The 17644-nt window shown below is 74.4% G+C and carries 16 protein-coding genes and 2 tRNA genes; 5 read left to right on the forward strand and 13 right to left on the reverse strand.

All coding sequences use genetic code 11. The features are described from left to right. Nucleotides 1-22: 22 nt before the first annotated feature. Both M3673_RS03160 and murF read right to left on the reverse strand, forming a co-directional pair. Nucleotides 23-1102 carry a D-alanine--D-alanine ligase family protein gene (locus tag M3673_RS03160; protein WP_251531431.1) on the reverse strand — a complete coding sequence of 360 codons (1080 nt, stop codon included), beginning with the start codon at nucleotides 1100-1102 and terminating at the stop codon, nucleotides 23-25. 11 nt (nucleotides 1103-1113) lie between these two features. Further along, nucleotides 1114-2529 carry a UDP-N-acetylmuramoyl-tripeptide--D-alanyl-D-alanine ligase gene (murF, locus tag M3673_RS03165; protein WP_251531443.1) on the reverse strand — a complete coding sequence of 472 codons (1416 nt, stop codon included), beginning with the start codon at nucleotides 2527-2529 and terminating at the stop codon, nucleotides 1114-1116. Between the two features lie 63 nt (nucleotides 2530-2592). Here murF and M3673_RS03170 point away from each other — a divergent pair, with 63 nt between their 5' ends. Continuing rightward, complete coding sequence (locus M3673_RS03170) at nucleotides 2593-3672, forward strand: PLP-dependent aspartate aminotransferase family protein (RefSeq protein WP_251531445.1); 1080 nt, start codon at nucleotides 2593-2595, stop codon at nucleotides 3670-3672. 49 nt (nucleotides 3673-3721) lie between these two features. Here M3673_RS03170 and M3673_RS03175 read toward each other — a convergent pair whose 3' ends face one another. Together M3673_RS03175 and M3673_RS03180 are read right to left on the reverse strand one after the other, a co-directional pair. Further along, nucleotides 3722-4741, reverse strand: a complete 1020-nt coding sequence (locus M3673_RS03175; protein ID WP_056862341.1) for an NAD(P)H-dependent glycerol-3-phosphate dehydrogenase — start codon at nucleotides 4739-4741, stop codon at nucleotides 3722-3724. Beyond that, a complete protein-coding gene (locus tag M3673_RS03180; protein WP_056862340.1) occupies nucleotides 4738-5490 on the reverse strand; it encodes a 1-acyl-sn-glycerol-3-phosphate acyltransferase in 753 nt (250 codons plus the stop codon). The genes M3673_RS03175 and M3673_RS03180 overlap by 4 nt, the downstream gene beginning before the upstream one ends. A gap of 82 nt (nucleotides 5491-5572) precedes the next feature. Between M3673_RS03180 and cofC the strand changes: the two genes are divergently transcribed. Further along, nucleotides 5573-6217, forward strand: a complete 645-nt coding sequence (gene cofC, locus M3673_RS03185) for a 2-phospho-L-lactate guanylyltransferase (RefSeq protein WP_251531448.1) — start codon at nucleotides 5573-5575, stop codon at nucleotides 6215-6217. A 76-nt stretch (nucleotides 6218-6293) separates the two neighbouring features. Here the strand turns inward: cofC and M3673_RS03190 are convergent, their stop codons facing one another. Then, nucleotides 6294-7115, reverse strand: a complete 822-nt coding sequence (locus M3673_RS03190; RefSeq protein WP_308196084.1) for an alpha/beta hydrolase — start codon at nucleotides 7113-7115, stop codon at nucleotides 6294-6296. Nucleotides 7116-7223: 108 nt separating this feature from the next. On the opposite strand from M3673_RS03190, the gene M3673_RS03195 reads away from it, so the two are divergent. Continuing rightward, a complete protein-coding gene (locus M3673_RS03195) occupies nucleotides 7224-7964 on the forward strand; it encodes a GNAT family N-acetyltransferase (RefSeq protein ID WP_251531451.1) in 741 nt (246 codons plus the stop codon). A 58-nt stretch (nucleotides 7965-8022) separates the two neighbouring features. Here the strand turns inward: M3673_RS03195 and leuD are convergent, their stop codons facing one another. Together leuD and leuC are read right to left on the reverse strand one after the other, a co-directional pair. After that, nucleotides 8023-8628, reverse strand: a complete 606-nt coding sequence (leuD, locus tag M3673_RS03200; protein WP_056862337.1) for a 3-isopropylmalate dehydratase small subunit — start codon at nucleotides 8626-8628, stop codon at nucleotides 8023-8025. Between the two features lie 31 nt (nucleotides 8629-8659). Then, nucleotides 8660-10075, reverse strand: coding sequence for a 3-isopropylmalate dehydratase large subunit (gene leuC, locus M3673_RS03205; RefSeq protein WP_056862336.1), 1416 nt, complete (start codon nucleotides 10073-10075; stop codon nucleotides 8660-8662). A 237-nt stretch (nucleotides 10076-10312) separates the two neighbouring features. Here leuC and M3673_RS03210 point away from each other — a divergent pair, with 237 nt between their 5' ends. Further along, on the forward strand, nucleotides 10313-11038 hold the full coding sequence (locus M3673_RS03210; protein WP_056862335.1) for an IclR family transcriptional regulator: 726 nt from the start codon (nucleotides 10313-10315) through the stop codon (nucleotides 11036-11038). 255 nt (nucleotides 11039-11293) lie between these two features. On the opposite strand, the gene M3673_RS03215 is transcribed toward M3673_RS03210, so the two are convergent. Continuing rightward, nucleotides 11294-11773 carry a methylated-DNA--[protein]-cysteine S-methyltransferase gene (locus M3673_RS03215; RefSeq protein ID WP_193665055.1) on the reverse strand — a complete coding sequence of 160 codons (480 nt, stop codon included), beginning with the start codon at nucleotides 11771-11773 and terminating at the stop codon, nucleotides 11294-11296. Between the two features lies 1 nt (nucleotide 11774). Then, a complete protein-coding gene (locus M3673_RS03220; RefSeq protein WP_251531455.1) occupies nucleotides 11775-13484 on the reverse strand; it encodes an AlkA N-terminal domain-containing protein in 1710 nt (569 codons plus the stop codon). A gap of 91 nt (nucleotides 13485-13575) precedes the next feature. Between M3673_RS03220 and M3673_RS03225 the strand changes: the two genes are divergently transcribed. Then, nucleotides 13576-14811 carry an LCP family protein gene (locus M3673_RS03225; protein WP_251531458.1) on the forward strand — a complete coding sequence of 412 codons (1236 nt, stop codon included), beginning with the start codon at nucleotides 13576-13578 and terminating at the stop codon, nucleotides 14809-14811. A gap of 71 nt (nucleotides 14812-14882) precedes the next feature. Here the strand turns inward: M3673_RS03225 and M3673_RS03230 are convergent. From M3673_RS03230 to gltX, 4 genes are all read right to left on the reverse strand, one after another. Next, a tRNA-Glu gene (locus M3673_RS03230) sits at nucleotides 14883-14955 on the reverse strand. Between the two features lie 119 nt (nucleotides 14956-15074). After that, nucleotides 15075-15146: transfer RNA gene (locus tag M3673_RS03235), tRNA-Gln, on the reverse strand. Nucleotides 15147-15208: 62 nt separating this feature from the next. After that, nucleotides 15209-16171, reverse strand: a complete 963-nt coding sequence (locus tag M3673_RS03240; protein WP_251531460.1) for a CPBP family intramembrane glutamic endopeptidase — start codon at nucleotides 16169-16171, stop codon at nucleotides 15209-15211. Further along, nucleotides 16168-17616: a glutamate--tRNA ligase gene (gene gltX / locus M3673_RS03245; RefSeq protein ID WP_251532770.1), complete on the reverse strand. Its 1449-nt coding sequence runs from the start codon at nucleotides 17614-17616 to the stop codon at nucleotides 16168-16170. Before gltX ends, M3673_RS03240 begins: the two co-directional genes overlap by 4 nt. Nucleotides 17617-17644 lie beyond the last annotated feature (28 nt).

Genomic DNA, 17644 nt, shown 5'->3' on the forward strand with positions numbered 1-17644 from the left:
CCCCTGACGCCCGGGCCGGGCCTCAGCGCAGGCCGACCGGGCGCTCGAGGGCGAGCTGGATGAGCTCCCCGACGAGGTCGGTGTAGGCCAGGCCCGAGGCCTCCCACATCTTGGAGTACATCGAGATGGGGGTGAAGCCGGGCATCGTGTTGATCTCGTTGATCACGACGTCGCCGTCGGGGGCCACGAAGACGTCGACGCGCGAGAGCCCCTCGCCCCCGATGGCCTCGAAGGCCTGCACGGCCAGGGCGCGCACCCGCTCGGCGACGTCGTCGGGCAGGTCGGCCGGGGCCTGGGTGCGGGCCTGGGAGTCGGAGAGGTACTTGGCCTCGAAGTCGTAGAAGTCGGCGGCGTCGTGGTCGACCACGATCTCCCCCGGCACCGACGCGCGGGTCGGGCCCCCGGCGCGTCCGCCGAGCACCGCGCACTCGATCTCGCGACCGACCAGCGCCTGCTCGACCAGGACCTTGGGGTCGTGGGCGCGCGCCTCCTCGATGGCGTCGGCCAGCCCGGTGAGGTCCTCGACGCGCGTCACGCCGAGCGAGGAGCCGGCCCGGGCGGGCTTGACGTAGACCGGGAACCGCAGCTCGGCCTGGACCCGGTCGACCACCGCGGAGGGGTCCTGCTCCCACGCACGCGGCAGCACCACGACGTAGGGCCCCACGGGCAGGCCGTGGCCGGCGAAGACCAGCTTCATGTAGTGCTTGTCCATGCCCACCGCGGAGGCCAGCACACCGGCTCCGACGTAGCGCACGCCGGCGAGCTCGAGCAGGCCCTGGATGGTGCCGTCCTCGCCGTAGGGCCCGTGCAGCAGCGGGAAGACCACGTCGACCGGGCCGGCCTCGCCGAGGCTGGCCAGTGCCGGCCCGGCGTCGGTGGTGACCTCGGGCAGCCGGCCGGCGGCGAGCTCCCAGCGCGCGGGGTCGTCGGGGGCCAGCACCCACTGCCCCTCGCGGGTGATCCCGACGGGCAGCACGTCGTAGGTGTCGCGGTCGATCGCCCTCATCACCCCGGCGGCGGTGGCCGCCGAGATCGCGTGCTCGCCGGAGCGGCCGCCGAAGACGAGGGCCACCCGGACCTTCCGGGGAGGGGTCTCGGTCATGGTCCGCGACCCTACTGAAGGCTCGCGGCCACCTCGTCGAGGCGCGCCCCGCGGGAGGCCTTGAGGAGAACGGCGTCACCTTCGGCGACGTGCTCGCGCAGCCACGTGACGGCCGCGGCGTTGTCGGGCAGCAGGACCGCATGCTGCCCGGCGCCGTCGGCGATCCCCTGCGCGGAGGCACCCACCACGACCACGACGTCGACGCCGCGCTGCGCGGCGTAGGAGCCGACGGCGCGGTGCTCCTCGGGCGCGGCCTCCCCCAGCTCGCGCATCTCCCCCAGCACCGCGACGGTGCGCCGCACGGCGGGGTCGGCACCGAGGGAGACCAGGGCGTCGACGGCGGCCCGCATCGACTCGGGGTTGGCGTTGTAGGAGTCGTTGAGCACCACGACGCCGTCGGCGCGCTCGGTGAGCTCCATGCGCCACTGCGAGAGGGTCTCGACGGCGTCGAGGGCCTCGCCGACCTGGGCGGGGGTGACGCCGGCCGCGAGCGCGGCCGCGGCCGCGGCGGCGGCGTTGAGCGCCTGGTGGGCGCCGACGAGCCGCAGCGTGACGGGCACGTCGCCCTGCGCGGTGGCGAGGGTGAAGGAGGGCCGGCCGAGCCGGTCGAGCCGCAGCCCCCCGACCCGTACGTCGGCGCCCTCGGCCTCGCCGAAGCTCACCACCGCGCCCCGCGTGCGGGAGGCCATCGCGGCGACGCGGTGGTCGTCGGCGTTGAGCACGGCGGTGCCCTCGGCGGTGAGGGCCTCGACCAGCTCGCCCTTGGCCTCGGCGATGGCCTCGCGCGAGCCGAACTCGCCGAGGTGGGCCTGGCCGACGTTGAGCACGACGGCGACGTCGGGGCGCACCAGGGCGGTGAGCTCGGCGATGTGGCCGCGCCCGCGGGCGCCGAGCTCGAGCACCAGGTAGCGGGTGCCGGGCTCGACGCGCAGCGCGGTCAGCGGCATGCCCAGCTCGTTGTTGAACGACCCGCGCGTGGCCACCGTCGGGGCGGCGTGGGCCAGCACGGCGCCGAGCAGGTCCTTGGTCGAGGTCTTGCCCTGCGAGCCGGTGATGCCGACGACGGTGAGACCGCCCGCGCGGCGGACCTGCTCCACGACGTGGGAGGCGAGGCGCTGCAGCGCCTCGCGCGCATCGGGCACGACCACGGTCGGCAGCGGCGTCGGACGGCTGCCCAGCACCGCCACCGCGCCGGCCTCGCCGGCCTGCGCGGCGTGGTCGTGACCGTCGGAGCGCTCGCCCACGAAGGCGACGAAGAGGCTGCCCGGACCGGCCTCGCGACCGTCGATGACCACGGGGCCGGTCACGGTGGTCCCCGCCCCGGCCACCGCCCCCGGCTCGGCGCCGGTCGTGCCGCCGGCGCCGGCGGGGAGCACGACCTCCCCGCCGACCACCGCGGCCACCTCGGCCAGCGACAGGGCGATCACAGGGCTGCTCCGGGCGCGGTCCCGACCTTCGACGTCATGTCGCGTGACCCTAGTCTGGACGTCATGGCCGACCACCCCCAGCCCGCCGAGCTCCGCCCCTCCACCGTCGCCGTGACGGCCGGTCGCCCGCCGCGGGAGGCCGACCAGCCGCTCAACACCCCGATCACGATGGCATCGACCTTCGTCGCCGGCGGGGACCGGGAGTACGGCCGCTGGGGCAACCCGACCTGGCAGGCCTTCGAGGAGGCCCTGGGCGCGCTCGAGGGCGGCCGGGCGCTGTCGTTCTCCTCGGGCCTGGCCGCCGTCGCCACCGTGCTCGACCTGGTCGGGCAGGGCGCGAAGGTCGTGGCCCCCCGCACCGCCTACAACGGCACGATCCTCCAGCTGGCCGACCTCGAGGCACGCGGGCGCGTGGTCACCGACCTGGTCGACGTCACCGACACCGCGGCCTGCGTGGCCGCCTGCGACGACGCGGCACTGGTGTGGCTGGAGTCGCCGACCAACCCCTCCCTCGAGGTCGCCGACATCGAGACGATCGCCGCCGCGGCCCACGAGGCCGGCGCCTACGTCGTCGTCGACAACACCTTCGCCACCCCCTTGCTGCAGCAGCCGCTGCGCCTGGGCGCCGACCTGGTGGTCCACTCGGCGACCAAGTACCTCGCCGGGCACAGCGACGCGCTCATGGGAGCGATCGTCACCGCCGACGACGAGCTCCTCGGCGTGCTCAAAGGCCGCCGCGACCTGCTCGGCGCCGTGCCCGGCACCCTCGAGGCCTACCTCGCCCTGCGCGGCCTGCGCACCCTGCACCTGCGCGTGGAGCGGGCCCAGGCCAACGCGGGGGAGCTGGCCCGACGGCTGCGGGAGCACCCCGCGGTCGGCGAGGTGCGCTACCCCGGCTTCGGCGGCATCGTGTCCATCGTGCTCGCCCAGGGTGCCCTCGCCGCCGACCTGCTGACCCGCAAGACCTCGCTGTGGGTGCACACCACCAGCCTCGGCGGGGTGGAGTCGACCTTCGAGCGCCGTCGTCGCTGGAAGTCGGAGCCCGCCAGCGTGCCCGACGCCCTGGTGCGGCTCTCCGTGGGCATCGAGGACGTCGAGGACCTCTGGGCCGACCTGCGCCGGGCCCTGGACGACCTGGGCTGAGACGACGCCCGGCCGGGCCCGGACGACGACCGCCCGGGCCGGGCAGCAGTCAGTCGGTCTCGGCCTTGGTGTCGCGGGCGATGAAGGAGTTCATCATCTCCTGCGTGGTCAGCCGGCCGGCCACGACGTCGTCGACGTGCTCGGCGATCGGGGCGTCGACCCCGTGGCTGGCCGCCAGCGCGCGCAGCGAGGAGCAGGACTTCGCGCCCTCGGCGACCTGGCGGGTCGAGGCGTAGATCTCCTCCACCGTCATGCCCTGGCCGAGCTTCTCCCCGAAGGTGCGGTTGCGCGAGAGCGGCGAGGAGCAGGTGGCGACGAGGTCGCCGAGGCCGGCCAGCCCCATGAGCGTGAGCGGGTTGGCACCGAGGCGCGTGGCCAGGCGCGCGGTCTCGGCCAGCCCGCGGGTGATGAGGGAGGCCGTGGTGTTGTCGCCGAAGCCGAGGCCGACCGCCATCCCGACGGCCAGGCCGATCACGTTCTTGTAGGCCCCGCCCAGCTCGCAGCCGACGACGTCGACCGAGGTGTAGGGGCGGAAGGCCGGTGAGTGGCAGCGCTGCTGCAGCCGCTTGGCCACCGACTCGTCGGCGCAGGCCACCACGGAGGCGGCCGGCTCGCGCCGCGCGATCTCCTTGGCCAGGTTGGGCCCGCTGATCACCGCGATCCGCTCGGGGCCGGCGCCGGTCTCCTGCGCGATCACCTCGCTCATCCGGTTGAGGGTGCCGAGCTCGACGCCCTTCATCAGCGACACCAGCACCGCGTCGTCCTCGACGTAGGGCGCCCAGGTCGCGAGGTTGGCCCGCAGGGTCTGCGAGGGCGTGGCCAGCACGACCACGTCGGCGCCGTGCAGCGCCTTCTCGACGTCGTGGGTCGCGCCGATGCCCGCGGGCAGCTCCACACCGGGGAGGTAGTCGACGTTCTCCCGGCTCTCGTTGATCGACTCCGCGACCTCCTCGCGACGCGCCCACACCGTCACGTCGTTGCCGGCGTCGGCGAGGACGATGGAGAACGACGTGCCCCACGAGCCGGCGCCGAGCACGGCGACCTTGCCGGAGCTGGAGCCGAGGGTCATGCGGAGTCCTTCCGGTGGGGGTGGTCCGCGCGGGCGCGGCGCAGGTCGAACCGTACGTCGGGGGCCCGCTCGCCGCGGACCTCCTCCACGAGGTGGGTGAGGGCGTCCATGATCCGCTCGGTCGCGCGGGCGACGGCCTCGGGGGTCGCGCCCTGGGCGACGAGGTCGGCGAGGTCGACCGGCTCCCCCACGAGCATCGTGACCCGCTTGCGGGGCACGAGGTGGGGCCGGTGGGAGTAGGGCGCCAGGATCTCCTGGGCCCCCCACTGGCCCACGGGCACGACCGGGCACCCGGTGGCCAGCGCGATCCGGGCCGCGCCGGTCTTGCCGGTCATCGGCCACAGCCCGGGGTCGCGGGTGATCGTGCCCTCGGGGTAGACGACCACGACCTCGCCCTGCTCGACCGCGCGCACGGCCGCGGCGTAGGCGCCGACGGCCTCCCGGCTGAGCCGCTCGACGGGGATCTGGCCCGTGGCCCGCATGATCCGACCCACGAAGCGGACACGGAACAGGCCCGACTTGGCGAGGTAGCGCGGGACCCGGCCGTGGTCGTGCACCAGGTGGGCCGCGGTCAGCGGGTCGACGTGGGAGATGTGGTTGAGCACCAGCAGGCAGCCGCCCTCGGCGGGGATCCGCTCACCGCCGCGCCAGTCGCGGCGGGTCGTGGCGAGCAGGGCCGGCTTCACGACGGCCACCGCGAACCTCCAGGCTCCCCCCGGCGGACGGGCGTGCTTGCGGACGACACTCACAGGCGCACATTACTCGCCGGTGACCTCGGCCACACCGCAGGTGGGCCCCGGACGCGCCAGGGCTGCTGGGAGGATGGGGGCGATGTCCGTCCCTCCTGCGGTCCACGCCGTCCTGCTGCCCGCGAAGCCCCCGGCCGTGGGCAAGTCGCGCCTGCTCGGCGTCAGCGACGAGGGCCGCCGCGAGCTGGCGGAGGCCTTCGCGCTCGACACCGCACGCGCGTGCGTGGCGGCGGCGCGGGTCGCGAGGGTGCTCGTGGCCACCGACGACGTCCGGCTCTCCCACGCGTTGGCGCGGCTGGGCTGCGCGGCGATCCCCGACGGCACCACCAGCGACCTCAACGCCACGCTGCGCCTGACGGCGGCCGAGGCGCGCCGTCGCTGGCCCGACCTCGAGCCCGTGGCGCTGTGCGCCGACCTGCCCGCCCTGCGCCCCGGCGACCTCGACGCCGCCCTGGGGGCGCTCGTGCCCGGCGGGGCGTCGTTCGTGGCCGACGCCGACGGCGTCGGCACCACGCTCTACACCGCCCCCCACGCCGACTTCGCCCCGTCCTACGGCGAGGGGTCGCGAGAGGCCCACCTCGCGGCGGGGGCGCTGGAGGTGCGCGGCGACCTGGTCACCCTGCGCCGCGACGTCGACGACCTCGACGACCTCGCCGTCGCGCTCGGCCTCGGCGTCGGCCCGGCGACCTCGGTCGCCGCCCACCGGTGGGGCCTCGCCGCCGGCTGAGCCGCGCGGCCGCCGTCGGCGCACGCGACGACGGCCCTCCCGCGGCTGCGGGAGGGCCGTCGTGGTGCGGGCAGGCTCAGCGGGCCAGGAAGTCCAGCACGGCCTTGTTGAACTCGGCGGCGTGGCTGACGTTGAAGCCGTGCGGGGCGTCATCGACGACGACCAGCTCGGCTCCGTCGACGGCCTCGGCGGTGCGCTTGCCGGAGACCTCGAAGGGCACGGTGGCGTCACCGGAGCCGTGGATGACCAGGGTCGGCACCTTCACCTTGGCCAGGTCGGCGCGGAAGTCGGTGCGGCCGAAGGCGCCGATGCAGTCGACCAGCGCCTTGTCCTCGGCCTTGGTCTCGAGGGCGAGCGCCTCCTGGCGCTGCTCCTCGGTCACCTTGAGGGTGCCGTCGACGGAGAAGAAGTCGGTGGTGAAGCCGTCGAGGAAGTTCTCGCGGTCGTCGCGGGCCCCCTGCTGCATCTCCTGCACGGCCTCCTCGGGCAGGCCGCCGTCGGGGTTGTCGTCGGTCTTGAGCAGGTAGGGCGGGACCGCGGCGGCGAAGACGGCCGAGTGGACGCGCTCGTCGCCGTAGGTGCCGAGGTAGCGGGCGATCTCGCCGCCGCCCATCGAGAAGCCGACGAGGGTGACGTCGGAGAGGTCGAGGCCGTCGAGCAGACCCTTGAGGTCGGCGGCGAAGGTGTCGTAGTCGTAGCCCTCGCCCGGCTTGTCGGAGTCGCCGAAGCCGCGCCGGTCGTAGGTGACGACGCGGTAGCCGGCGTCGGTGAGCGCGGGCACCTGCTCCGACCACGAGGCGCCGCTGAGGGGCCACCCGTGGATGAGGACGACCGGGCGGCCGGTGCCGCCGGTGTCGGAGTACTCGAGGGTGATGCCGTTGCTGGGGATCGTGGTCACGACGTGTGCCTTTCGTGGGTGACGTCTGTCTCCCTTCCATGGTGTGTCGCGACCCGGACGAATGGTCCCGCTCACTGGGGTGAGTGACCGCTGCCTAGGGTGAGACGGGTGCACCCCGCCACCGCCGCCGCCGTCGACCGCTCCTACGCCCGCGTCTTCGGCGTCGACGAGGAGGACCTGTGGTGCGACCTCACGGTGCGCACCCACCGCCGGCTCGGCGACTACCCGGGCTGGTACGTCGCCTGGCGCGGCGAGGGCGTCCACGTCTCCTCCCCCGCCGACGCCCCGGCGGTCGACGCCGGCATGCTCGCCGGCTGCGAGATCCCCGAGCTGCAGGACGTCGCCTTCTGGCGCCGCTTCGCGGCCGAGCGTGGTCTGCGGCTGGTGGGGCCCGCGACCCACGCCTACCTCGACACCGACCCCCTCGCCCGGGGCGGGCGGGTCGGCGACGGGCCGGCGGACGGAGACGGGGCTGGGGACGGGGTCGTGGCGCTGGACGCCGCGCAGCGCGAGCAGCTGCGCACCACGGTGCCGGCCGCCGAGTGGGAGGAGTCGGGCTGGGCCGACCGCCCCGCCCTGGCGTGGGGTCTCGTCGTCGAGGGCCGGGTCGTCGCGGCGGCCAACCTCCGGCCGGTGGACGGCGCACCGCTCGACGTCGGCGTGCTGGTGGCGCCGGCGCACCGCGGGCGCGGTCTCGCCGAGCGGGTCGGGTGCCACGCGGCGTCGTGGGCGGTGCGCCACCACGGCCACGCCCGGTGGAGCAGCCGCGACGACAACGCCGCCTCGCTGGCGACGGCCCGCCGGATCGGCTTCGAGACCTGGTGCGCGCAGGTCGCCGTACGCCCCTGACGCGCGCGACCCCGCCCGCGGGTGCGGACGGGGTCGCGGCGGTGGTGCCCGGTCGGGCTCAGGCGTGGAGGGTGGCGGGCTTCCAGCGGGGGCGGGTCTGCTCGTAGGCCGTGATGTCGTCGGCGTGCCCGAGGGTGATGCCGATGTCGTCGAGGCCCTCGAGCAGGCGCCAGCGGGTGTAGTCGTCGATGTCGAAGGAGTCCTCGATCGCGTCGGGACCCTCACCGGCGCGCACGGTGCGCGACTCGAGGTCGACGGTGACGGTGGCGCCGGGCTGGGCCTCGAGCAGGTCCCAGAGCTTCTGGACGACCTTCTCGTCGACCTGCGCGGCCAGCAGGCCCGCCTTGCCGGAGTTGCCGCGGAAGATGTCGGCGAAGCGGGAGGAGACCACGGCCTTGAAGCCGTAGTTCTGCAGCGCCCACACGGCGTGCTCGCGCGAGGAGCCGGTGCCGAAGTCGGGGCCGGCGACGAGCACCGAGCAACCGGCGTAGGCCGGGTCGTTGAGCACGAAGTCGGGGTCGTTGCGCCACGCGGAGAACAGCCCGTCCTCGAAGCCCGAGCGCGTCACGCGCTTGAGGTAGACCGCGGGGATGATCTGGTCGGTGTCGACGTTGCTGCGGCGCAGCGGCACGCCGACGCCGGTGTGCTGGGTGAACTTGTCCATCGGAGGCCTTTCAGGTCGGGCGAGGTCGGCGTCAGGCGAGGTCGGCGGGCGAGGACAGGGTGCCGCGCACCGCGGTCGCGGCGGCGACGGGCACCGACACCAGGTGGGTGCGCCCGCCCTTGCCCTGCCGGCCCTCGAAGTTGCGGTTGGAGGTCGACGCGCTGCGCTCGCCGGGCTGCAGGGTGTCGGGGTTCATGCCCAGGCACATCGAGCAGCCTGCGCCGCGCCACTCGGCGCCGGCGTCCTTGAAGACGACGTCGAGGCCCTCCTGCTCGGCCTGCAGGCGCACCCGCACCGAGCCCGGCACGACCAGCAGCCGGGTGTCGGGGTCGACCGTGCGGCCCTTGATGATCTCGGCGGCCAGGCGCAGGTCCTCGATGCGGCCGTTGGTGCAGGAGCCGACGAAGACGGTGTCGACCTTGACCTCGCGCATCGGGGTGCCGGCCTCGAGGCCCATGTACTCCAGGGCCTTCTGGGCCGCGACGCGGTCGGACTCGTCGTCGTAGGACGCCGGGTCGGGCACCGCCGAGCCGAGCGGGACGCCCTGGCCGGGGTTGGTGCCCCAGGTGACGAAGGGCGTCATCTCCGCGGCGTCGAGGACGATCTCCTTGTCGTACTCCGCGTCGTCGTCGGTGACGAGGGTCTTCCAGTGGGCGACCGCGGCGTCCCAGTCCTCGCCCTTCGGCGCCTCGGGACGGCCCTCGATGTAGTCGAACGTGGTCTGGTCGGGGGCGATGAGACCGGCCTTGGCGCCCCACTCGATGCTCATGTTGCACACCGTCATCCGGCCCTCCATCGAGAGCTCCTCGATGGCCTGGCCGCGGTACTCCACGATGTAGCCCTGGCCGCCGCCGGTGCCGGTGTGCGCGATGAGGGTCAGCACCATGTCCTTGGCGGTGACGCCCGCGGGGAGGCTGCCGTTGATCGTGACCGCCATGGTCTTGGGCTTGGCCTGCATGAGCGTCTGGGTGGCCAGCACGTGCTCGACCTCCGAGGTGCCGATGCCGAAGGCGATCGCCCCGAAGGCGCCGTGGGTGCTGGTGTGGGAGTCGCCGCACACGATGGTCATGCCGGGCTGGGTCAGGCCCAGCTGCGGGCCCACGACGTGCACGATGCCCTGCTCGATGTCGCCGAGGGGGTGCAGCCGCACCCCGAACTCCTCGGCGTTGCGGCGCAGCGTGTCGACCTGGGTCTTGGAGACCGGGTCGGCGATCGGCTTGTCCCAGTCGACGGTCGGGACGTTGTGGTCCTCGGTGGCCAGGGTCAGGTCGGGGCGACGGACCTGGCGGCCGGCGAGGCGGAGCCCGTCGAAGGCCTGCGGGGAGGTCACCTCGTGGATGAGGTGGAGGTCGATGAAGAGGAGGTCGGGCTCCCCCTCGGTCGAGCGGACGACGTGCTCGTCCCAGACCTTCTCGGCCAACGTCCTGGCGGTGCGGGTGGCACCCATGGCTCACTCCCTCGTGACGACTGCAGTGCGGTGCGGCACGGCGACAGGCGTCGCCGGCGGGAGGACCAGCGTACGACGCGCGTCCCATTGTGTGAGACTCGGGTCTTGGCATGCGAGACGCAGGCGGCATCGGGTCCGCCGGGGCGCGGCACGCCCGTCCACGGTGTCGGCCAGGTCACAGCGCCGACTTGGCGCCGGGAGGTTGCATCCCATGATCTGAGACGCGAGTATTGCCATATGGACACCAGCGGAGTGGGCGTGCTCGACAAGGCCGCCATCGTCCTGACCGCTCTCGAGGCCGGGCCGGCCACCCTGGCCGGCCTCGTCACGGCCACAGGACTCGCGCGGCCCACGGCGCACCGCCTCGCCGTGGCCCTCGAGCACCACCGGCTGGTGGCCCGCGACATGCAGGGCCGCTTCGTGCTGGGACCGCGTCTGGCCGAGCTCTCGGCCGCCGCCGGCGAGGACCGCCTGCTGGCCACCGCGGGCCCCGTGCTCGCGCGGCTGCGCGACATCACCGGGGAGTCGGCCCAGCTGTGGCGCCGCCAGGGCGAGCACCGCGTGTGCGTGGCCGCCGCCGAGCGTCCCTCCGGCCTGCGCGACACCATCCCCGTCGGCTCGCAGCTCACGATGCGCGCCGGCTCGGCCGCCCAGGTGCTGCTGGCCTGGGAGGACCCCGAGCGGATGCACCGCGGCCTGCAGAACGCCGCCTACTCCGCCGCCGCCCTCTCCGGCATCCGGCGCCGCGGCTGGGCCCAGTCGGTCGGCGAGCGCGAGCAGGGCGTCGCCTCGGTCTCCGCGCCCGTGCGCTCCCCCAGCGGCAAGATCATCGCCGCCGTCTCCGTCTCCGGCCCCCTCGAGCGGCTCTCCCGCCAGCCCGGCCGCATGCACGCCCCCGCCGTCCTCGCCGCCGCCGAGCGGCTCTCCGAGTCGCTGCGGCGGGCTGCGGCCGAGTCGGCCTGACCTGCTGCGGGTTTCACCAGCCGGCTGGCGAGACCCGCACCTGTCGGCCCGCACGTGGGCCGACAAGTGCGGGTCCGGGCCGACCGGTGTGACGCATGGGGTCTGCGGGGCGTGCCGCGCCGGTCCCCGCGCCGCTCGCGGGTTTCACCGGCCGGCTGGCGAAACCCGCACCTGTCGGCCCGCGCGTGGGCCGACGAGTGCGGGTCCGGGCCGACCGGTGTGGCGGGTGGGGCGTGCGGGTCGGGCGCGAGTGGCTCAGAACAGGCCGGGCCGCTCGAGGCCCAGGAGGAGCTGCTTGCGCTCGAGGCCGCCGGCGTAGCCGGTGAGGCTGCCGTCGGCGCCGATCACGCGGTGGCACGGGATGACGATGGGGATCGGGTTGCGCCCGTTGGCCAGTCCGACCGCGCGCGAGGCGGCGTTGGTCATGCCCAGCCGGTGGGCGACCTGACCGTACGACGCGGTCTCGCCGAAGCCGATCTCGCGCAGCGCGGCCCACACCCGCTGCTGGAAGTCGCTGCCCACCGGGGCGAGCGGGAGGTCGAAGGCGGTCAGCCGGCCGGCGAAGTACGCCGAGAGCTGCGCGACGGTCGCCGCGAGGACCGGGTGGTCGTCGTCGCGCTCCCCGCGGTCGTGGCCGAGGGCGTCGCTCCACGGGGCGAACTCGATCGCGCTCAGCGCGCCGTCGGTCTCGACCAGGCGCAGCGGCCCGACCGGGGTGTCGGTCTCGGTCCACATCTCAGGGCTCCTCGGTGGTCGTGGTGTCGCTCAGGGTGGTGCTCTTGGCGGGGCTCGCGGCGGGGCTCACGGCCGGGCTCACGGCCGGGCTCGTGGCGCTCGTGGTGACGGCTCCGGCCCGGGCGTCCGCCGGAGGGGCGGGCGCGGCCGGCGGCATGAGGGTGTCCCACAGGTACATCAGCGCGTAGGAGCGCCAGGGCCGCCACCGGTCGGCCGCCTCGATCGTGGCGACCGGGTCGTGGCCCAGACGCCGCAGCGCGTTGCGGACGCCGAGGTCGGTGGGCAGGAAGACGTCGGGGTCGCCCAGGGCGCGCATGGCGACGTAGTCGGCGGTCCAGGGACCGATGCCGGGCAGCGCCACCATCGCCTTCCAGACCTCCGCCCGCGCCGTGCCGCGGTCGAGCGCGAGGTGGCCCGAGGCCAGGGCGCCGGCGAGGGCGACGAGGGCCCGGCCGCGGGCGCGCGGCATCGGGAGCGTCTCGGGGTCGGCGGCGGCGAGCGCCGCGGAGCTGGGGAAGAGGTGGGTCAGCCCCGGGGTCGAGGTGCGCACGACGCGTCCGTGCTCGGCCACGACGCGGCCGGTGACGGTGCGCGCGCCGGTCACGCTGACCTGCTGGCCGATCACGGTGCGGATCGCGGTCTCCGGGCCGTCCACCTGCCCGGGCACCCGCAGACCCGGCGTGGCCCGCACCAGGGGGCCCAGCACGGGGTCCCCGGCCAGGTGCTCGGCGACCGGCAGCGGGTCGCAGTCGGCGTCGACGAGCCGGCGGGCCCGCTCGAGGGCGGCGGTGGTGTCGCGCAGGTCGCTGAGGGCGAGGGTCACCGGCACGAGCACGGTCTCCCCCGCCGGCGCGGCGTCGAGGGCCGGGTCGAGGTCGAGGCGCAGCGTGCCGTGCCCGTGGGGCAGGTCGAGCGTGCGGGCGTACCACCCCGGCCCGGAGACCTCGACGCCCGGCACGAGGTGGTAGGCCAGGAAGGCCAGCAGCGCCTGGCCCGCGAAGGGCGTGCGTACGGCGAGCCGCAGCCCGACGACCGCGAGGGCCACCGGGTCGTCCGCGCCCTGCGAGCCGGACGGGTCCCCGCTCTCCACGCCGCCCGCCCCGCCCAGGTCTCCCGCGCGGCCCGCGCCGCCGGCACGTCGGCCCGCACCGCGCAGCTGCGACGGGGTCGCGGCGTAGACCGCGCGCACCGTGTCGTTGAACTGCCGCACGCTGGAGAAACCGGCGGCGAAGGCGACGTCGGCCAGCCCGAGGTCGGTGGTCTCCACCAGCACCCGCGCGGTCTGCGCCCGTCGTGCCCGGGCGAGGGCCAGCGGGCCCGCGCCGAGCTCGGCGGTGAGCAGACGGGTCAGGTGGCGCGGGGTGTAGCCCAGGCGGGCGGCGAGACCCTCGACGCCCTCCCTGTCGACGACGCCGTCGGAGATCAGCCGCATGGCCCGCCCGGCGACGTCGGCGGCGACGTCCCACTGCGGGCTGCCCGGCACGGCGTCGGGCAGGCACCGCTTGCAGGCGCGGTAGCCGGCGGCCTGGGCCGAGGCCGCGCTGCGGTGGAAGGTGACGTTGCCGGGCGCCGGGGTGCGGGCGGGGCAGGAGGGACGGCAGTAGATGCCGGTGGTGCGCACCGCGGTCCAGAACATCCCGTCGAAGCGGCGGTCGCGTGACTTCACCGCGCCGTAGCAGGACGCGGGGTCGAGGTCGCTGGGCGGGGTCACGTGCCCATCATGGCCGATGCCCGGTGGCCGGACCGGCGGGAATCGGACACGGCGGGAGCCCTCCCGTGCAGGGGCCTGCGACGATGGTGGGGTGAATCACGACACGACACCGCCCGCGGGCTCCAACCCCGCGGCCGAGGCGCCCTCGCAGACGGCGCCGCGTCGCGGGCGGCGTCGCCGCCCGCGCCGCACCCGCACCGGCGCCGCAGCCGCTGGAGGGGGCCACCGCACGATGGCGCGTCGCCACCGGCGCACGGTGCTGCGGGTCGTGCTGACCACCCAGCTGTGCCTGGCCCTGCTCACCGCCGCCGCGGTGACCCTGGCCTACCAGCGCCTCGACGACAACATCGCCGCCGGCAGCGCCATCCCCCACGTCGTGGAGAAGGAGGACGTCGCCGACGACGCCCCGCTGGAGCCGCTCAACATCCTGGTGATGGGCTCCGACAACCGCGACGGCGAGGGCAACGACATCGACGGGCTCACCGGCGGCGGCCAGCGCGCCGACACCACGATCCTGGTGCACGTCTCGGCCGACCGCCAGGAGGCCTACGGCGTGAGCCTGCCCCGCGACGCGATCGTGGACCGCCCCGCGTGCCGCGTCGACGGCGAGGAGATCCCCGGCGCCGAGGCGGCGATGTTCAACACCGCCTTCGCCGTGGGCGGCCCGCTGTGCACCGTGCAGACCGTCGAGCAGCTCACGGGCATCTACATCGACCACTTCGTGGTCCTCGACTTCAACGGCTTCAAGGACATGGTCGACGCGGTCGACGGGGTCGAGGTCTGCATCCCGAAGGACGTCGACGACCCCGAGCACGACATCTACTTCGACGCCGGCGTCCAGGAGCTCGAGGGCCAGCAGGCCCTCAACTACGTGCGTGAGCGCACGGTGCTGTCGTCGACCGGCGACATCGGCCGGATGAAGCGCCAGCAGGCCTTCATCGCCTCCATGGTCAACAAGGTCTTCTCCGCCGGCACCCTCACCCGCGTCGACCGGGTCTACCAGTTCCTCAAGGCCGCCACCGACTCCATCGAGGTCGACGACCAGATCGACAGCCTGCGCGACCTGACCCAGCTGGCCCGCCAGTTCCGCGACACCGGCCTGACCAAGATCCGCTTCATCAGCGTGCCGTTCGAGGCCTACGAGCCCGATCCCAACCGTCTGGTCTGGACCGCGGAGGCCGACGCGCTGTGGAAGCGGATCAAGGCCGACGAGTCGCTGGGCCGCGAGTTCCGCGGGGGCGCCATCTCCGCAGCCGACCCGGTCGACGGCGGCGGGGGCTCGGAGCAGGACGCCGAGGAGGCCGCGGCCGCCGGGCTCTGCGCCTGAGGGCACCTCGGACGGACCCGTCCGGGAACGACGAAGGTCCGGCTCCGAGGAGCCGGGCCTTCGTCTGCTTGTACCCCCGACCGGATTCGAACCGGCGCTACCGCCGTGAGAGGGCGGCGTGCTAGGCCGCTACACAACGGGGGCCTTGCGGTGCTGCTGGGATCTGCCTCGCGGCGTCTCCCTGACAACTCGCGGAACGTTAGCCGAAGCTCCCGTCTCGCACAAAATCGCGGCCTCGCGGCCGCGATCCTGCCGGTTGTCAGCTGGGATACTAGGACTCGAACCTAGAATAACTGGACCAGAACCAGTCGTGTTGCCAATTACACCATATCCCAATCGCAGTCGACCCGAGCTCGTCGGACCTGCTGCTCGGCCCGTCTCCGGGCCGGACAAAACATTACACGGGACGTCTGGAGCCGACCAAGTCGAGGCGTCCGGAGACCCGCTCGACGCCCTGCCGGCGGGCCACGGCGAGGGTCAGCGCGAGGAAGACCAGCGACTGCGTGAGCGTCACGGGGATGCTCCACCAGCTCCCGCCGGTGGGGTTGAGCGCGGAGGTCATGTCGCCGAAGGCCAGGGCCAGGCCGTAGGCGAAGAAGTTGTTGAGCACGTGCATCGCGATGCCCGCCTCGAGCCCGCCGGTGAGCACCACCAGGGCGCCCGCGACCAGGCCGAAGGCGAAGCGGTCGAAGAAGATCGGCAGGTCCTGGCCCAGCCCGTGGGCCAGGGCGAACAGCAGCGCCGGCACGACGACGGCGACCCAGCGCTGGCGCACGAGCCCGCCGCAGACCTGGGTCAGGTAGCCGCGGAACGCGTACTCCTCCCCCGCCGCCTGCAGCGGGGTCAGCAGCACGATCACCAGCAGGAAGTCGCGGGTGGTGCGCGAGAAGTCGTTGACCTGCCCGCCGACCTGCGTGCTCCCGCCCTGGGCGGGCAGCACGGCCGAGACCACCAGGGTCGCCACCAGTGCCAGCAGCGCCAGCCCCAGGCAGGTGGCGAACCAGCGCCACCGGATGCGCGGTCGCACCGAGGCCAGCCAGCCCGGCCGCAGCCGGTGCACGCTCCACAGCACCAGCCATGCCGCGGGGATCGCCGCGGCCCACCCGAGGTTGACCACGGCGAGGAAGACCGGGGTGACCTCGTCGGCGCCCGACAGCCGTCGCGAGGCCTCGGCGCCGTCGACGCCGGTGAGCAGCAGGTAGACGCTGAGCACCGAGACGACGACCACCTGGGCCAGCAGCACGAGGGCCACCAGGGCCACCACGCCGACGAGGGGGCGCCACGCCCCCGGCCGGCCGGCGCGCAGCAGCCGCTGGTACTCCAACGGCTCCGGCGTACGGACGGGGGCGTGGTCGCTCACGCGCCCAGCGCCCCCTCCAGGCGGGCCAGGCCGCGCTCGCGGCCGAGCAGCTCGAGGCTCTCGAAGAGCGGCGGGGAGACCCTGCGGCCGGTCACCGCGACGCGCACCGGCCCGAAGGCGTGGCGGGGCTTGAGGCCCATCTCGTCGACCAGGCGCGTCTGCAGCGCCTCCTGGATGGCGGCCGTCGACCACTGCTCCAGGCCGGCCAGGGCGTCGTGGGAGGCCTGGACGACCGCGCGGCCGTCGTCGGTGGCCACCAGCTTCTCGACGTCGGCGGGGTCGCGGGTGAAGTCGGCCTCCTCGACGAAGAGGAACCCGAGCATGTCGACGGCCTCGGTGAGCTTGTTGATGCGCTCGGCGACCAGCGGCATCGCCAGCTCGAGCAGCTGCGCGTCGGCGTCGCCCACCGGGTCGGACACGACGCCGGCGGCCTTGAGGAAGGGCAGCGCGCGGTGGGCGATGTCCTCGGTGGAGAGCAGCCGCATGTGGGAGCTGTTGATCGCGTCGGCCTTCTTGAGGTCGAAGCGGGCGGGGTTGGGGTTGACGTCGCCGATCTCGAAGGCCTCGACCATCTCCTCCAGCGTGAAGACGTCACGGTCGGCGGCGATCGCCCAGCCGAGGAGGGCGACGTAGTTGAGCAGGCCCTCGGGCAGGAAGCCGGCCTCGCGGTAGCCCAGGGCGTTGGCCTCGGGGTCGCGCTTGCTGAGCTTCTTGTTGCCCTGGCCCATGACGTAGGGCAGGTGGCCGAAGTACGGCGCGCCCGAGCCGATGCCGACGTCGGCCAGGGCGGCGTAGAGCGCGATCTGGCGCGGGGTGCTGGAGAGCAGGTCCTCGCCGCGCAGCACGTGGGTGATCTCCATGAGCGCGTCGTCGACGGGGTTGACCAGCGTGTAGAGCGGGTCGCCGTTGGCCCGGGCCAGCGCGTAGTCGGGCACGTGGTCGGAGTGGAACGTGATCGTGCCGCGCACGAGGTCGTCGAAGGCGATCTCGCCGTCGGGCATCTTGAAGCGCACGACGGCCGAGCGGCCCTCGGCCTCGAAGGCCGCGACCTGCTCGGCGGTCAGGTCGCGGCAGAAGCGGTCGTAGCCCAGGATCTTCGAGCCCGACGCCTTGCGGCGCGCGTCGATCTCCTCGGTGGTGCAGAAGCAGCGGTAGGTGTGCCCGGCCTCGGCCAGCCGGGCCAGGGCGTCGACGTAGAGATGACCGCGCTGCGACTGCAGGTAGGGCCCGTGGTCGCCGCCGACCTCGGGACCCTCGTCCCAGCCCAGGCCGAGCCAGTGGAAGAGGTCGACGAGGGCGTCGTAGGACTCCTGGGTGTTGCGGGCGGTGTCGGTGTCCTCGATGCGGAAGACGAAGGTGCCGCCGTGGTGGCGCGCGAAGGCCCAGTTGTAGAGCGCGGTGCGGACCAGGCCGACGTGCGGGCTGCCGGTGGGGCTCGGGGCCATGCGCACGCGGACGGGACGGTCGGTGCCG

It is taken from the genome of Nocardioides sp. P86 (genome assembly GCF_023712465.1).
GTDB lineage: Bacteria > Actinomycetota > Actinomycetes > Propionibacteriales > Nocardioidaceae > Nocardioides > Nocardioides kribbensis.

What these genes read in the sequence shown, in the direction of transcription:
- M3673_RS03210 (WP_056862335.1), top strand. Translation starts at nt 10,313, where the DNA reads ATGGACACCAGCGGAGTGGGCGTGCTCGACAAGGCCGCCATCGTCCTG.
- M3673_RS03170 (WP_251531445.1), top strand. Translation starts at nt 2,593, where the DNA reads ATGGCCGACCACCCCCAGCCCGCCGAGCTCCGCCCCTCCACCGTCGCC.
- M3673_RS03175 (WP_056862341.1), bottom strand. Translation starts at nt 4,741, where the DNA reads ATGACCCTCGGCTCCAGCTCCGGCAAGGTCGCCGTGCTCGGCGCCGGC.
- M3673_RS03160 (WP_251531431.1), bottom strand. Translation starts at nt 1,102, where the DNA reads ATGACCGAGACCCCTCCCCGGAAGGTCCGGGTGGCCCTCGTCTTCGGC.
- gltX (WP_251532770.1), bottom strand. Translation starts at nt 17,616, where the DNA reads ATGGCCCCGAGCCCCACCGGCAGCCCGCACGTCGGCCTGGTCCGCACC.
- leuD (WP_056862337.1), bottom strand. Translation starts at nt 8,628, where the DNA reads ATGGACAAGTTCACCCAGCACACCGGCGTCGGCGTGCCGCTGCGCCGC.
- cofC (WP_251531448.1), top strand. Translation starts at nt 5,573, where the DNA reads ATGTCCGTCCCTCCTGCGGTCCACGCCGTCCTGCTGCCCGCGAAGCCC.
- leuC (WP_056862336.1), bottom strand. Translation starts at nt 10,075, where the DNA reads ATGGGTGCCACCCGCACCGCCAGGACGTTGGCCGAGAAGGTCTGGGAC.
- M3673_RS03215 (WP_193665055.1), bottom strand. Translation starts at nt 11,773, where the DNA reads ATGTGGACCGAGACCGACACCCCGGTCGGGCCGCTGCGCCTGGTCGAG.